Annotated in this window: 1 pseudogene; it reads left to right on the plus strand. The window is 65.8% G+C overall.

The window, feature by feature from the left end:
• Window positions 1-269 (plus strand): annotated as a pseudogene (locus EXE45_RS18860) (DNA-binding protein); the annotation flags it as partial.

Raw genomic sequence — 269 nt, forward strand, 5'->3', positions numbered from 1 at the left:
CGAACAAACGGAAAGCGAAGCAGTCGATGAAGACGGCTTCCCGGTCGTCGACGAGACGCCGGAGTTCGAGGCGGCGGTCGAGCAGGAGACGCAGGCGAAAGTGGATGCGAACCACCCGGACGGGATCGCGGACACGAGCACCGAGCGGATTCACGGTGTCACCCTCGAACAGGAGGAACGCATTCGGGCGCGGGAGGCCGAACTGGAGCACATCAGTGCTCAAGCGGAACTGGGCACGCAGGACGGTCGCGAGCAGCGCACGCGCGAGG

The organism is Halorubrum sp. SP9 (assembly GCF_005435015.1).
GTDB lineage: Archaea > Halobacteriota > Halobacteria > Halobacteriales > Haloferacaceae > Halorubrum > Halorubrum sodomense.